The following is a 1,483-nucleotide window of genomic DNA, read 5'->3' as shown; positions in this document are numbered from 1 at the left end:
CGTGCGCGGCCACGGCGCCGGCATGGAGCCGGCGGCAGGCGCGGTGCTGCGCGACGGCGCCTGGGAGTGGCACCCGCGCACCCGCCACGCCGTGCTGCGCCTCACGCGCTCGGCCTATACCGCCGACTATGAGTGGTGCGCGGACGGCGAGCCCTGCAAGTCCTTGTCCGCGCTGATCGCCTCCGATGGCGGCGTCACCGAGCTGCGCGCCTGCCCGATTGGCGACACCGCGCCCTGAGCCGCCCCCGCGGCGATCCTCAGGCGATCCCCGCGGCGCCCAGCAGCGCGCCGACCAGGATCATCCAGATCGGCGCCAGCTTCGTCCGCAGCGTCACCAGCGCGGTCAGCGCGATCAGCACCAGCGCGCCGTTGCGGTGCGCCGGGTCGCCGAGGAAGGGCAGGGTGAGCAGCCAGCCGGTGGCGAACACCAGGCCCACGGTGACGGGCGCGAGCCCGGCGGTGAACGCGCGCACCAGCGCCGTGTCGCGCCGGCTCGAGCCCCAGCGGCTCACCCCCAGCGAGAGCAGCGTCGAGGGCAGCAGGATGCCCACCAGCGCCGCCGCCGCGCCGGGCAGGCCGGCGGCCTGGAAGCCGAGCACCGGCACGAACAGCACGTTGGGTCCGGGCGCCGCCTGGGCGAGCGCGATCGCGGTGGTGAAGTCGGCCTCGCCGATCCAGCCGCGCTCGACCACGAAGTAGCGCTGCATCTCGGGCGCGGTCGACATCGCGCCGCCGATCGACAGCAGCGACAGGGTCAGGAAGTGCAGGAAGAGCGCGAGCAGGTCGCCCGCCGGCAGCGTGTTCATCGTCCCTCCTCCCCATGCGCGGCGCGCGCGTCGAGCACCGCCACCCGCCAGCGCGCCAGGCCCCAGCCGAGCAGGCCGAGGCCGATCACGATCCACGCCAGCGGCAGGCGGAACACCGCGATCGCCACCAGTGCGGCGAGGCCGAGCAAGGCGCACAGCCAGGGGCCGAGCAGGTTGCCGCGCAGGGTGCCGAGCATCTTGACCGCCATCGCCAGGATCAGCCCGGCCGCCACCGCGCCCATGCCGCGCAGCGCGCCGGCGACCGCGGGGAACTCCGCCAGTCGCTCGTAGCTCGCGGCGAGCGCGATCACGATCAGGAAGGGGGCGAGCAGCATGCCGCCGATCGCGGCGAGCGCGCCACGCCAGCCGAAGTAGCGGTCGCCGATCATCAGCGACAGGTTGACCACGTTGGGCCCGGGCAGCATCTGCGCGATCGAGTACAGCTCGATGAACTCGGCGCGGCTCAGCCAGCCGCGGCGGTCGACCAGCTCGCGCTGGGCGACCGCGAGCACGCCGCCGAAGCCTTGCAGCGCGAGTACGCTGAAGGCGATGAAGAGCGCGAGCGGCGAGGCGGGGCGTGCGAGCGCGCCGGCTTCGGGTCCGGCTGCGGGCCCGGCGTCGCGGGGGGGCGGGTTCATGGGGTCTCCGGGTGGTGGCCCGCTGCCGGTGCCGCGCCG

3 protein-coding genes are annotated in these 1,483 nt (G+C 75.1%); 1 reads left to right on the top strand and 2 read right to left on the bottom strand.

All coding sequences use genetic code 11. The features are described from left to right. On the top strand, positions 1 to 238 hold a 238-nt coding region (locus C667_RS22895), incomplete at its 5' end, for a DUF1850 domain-containing protein (RefSeq protein ID WP_039922958.1). Between the two features lie 19 nt (positions 239 to 257). On the opposite strand, the gene C667_RS22890 is transcribed toward C667_RS22895, so the two are convergent. Both C667_RS22890 and C667_RS22885 read right to left on the bottom strand, forming a co-directional pair. Next, positions 258 to 806, bottom strand: coding sequence for a chromate transporter (locus tag C667_RS22890; RefSeq protein ID WP_004388508.1), 549 nt, complete (start codon positions 804 to 806; stop codon positions 258 to 260). Beyond that, on the bottom strand, positions 803 to 1,444 hold the full coding sequence (locus tag C667_RS22885; protein WP_004388506.1) for a chromate transporter: 642 nt from the start codon (positions 1,442 to 1,444) through the stop codon (positions 803 to 805). The genes C667_RS22890 and C667_RS22885 overlap by 4 nt, the downstream gene beginning before the upstream one ends. Positions 1,445 to 1,483 lie beyond the last annotated feature (39 nt).

The sequence above is a fragment of the Thauera phenylacetica B4P genome (assembly GCF_000310225.1).
GTDB classification, from domain to species: domain Bacteria; phylum Pseudomonadota; class Gammaproteobacteria; order Burkholderiales; family Rhodocyclaceae; genus Thauera; species Thauera phenylacetica.
Note: the sequence above shows the minus strand (reverse complement) of the source record. Positions and strands in the feature narration are given on the sequence as shown.

Excerpts from the sequence above, each read along its gene's own strand:
- C667_RS22890 (WP_004388508.1), bottom strand. The coding sequence starts at position 806 with ATGAACACGCTGCCGGCGGGCGACCTGCTCGCGCTCTTCCTGCACTTC.
- C667_RS22885 (WP_004388506.1), bottom strand. The coding sequence starts at position 1,444 with ATGAACCCGCCCCCCCGCGACGCCGGGCCCGCAGCCGGACCCGAAGCC.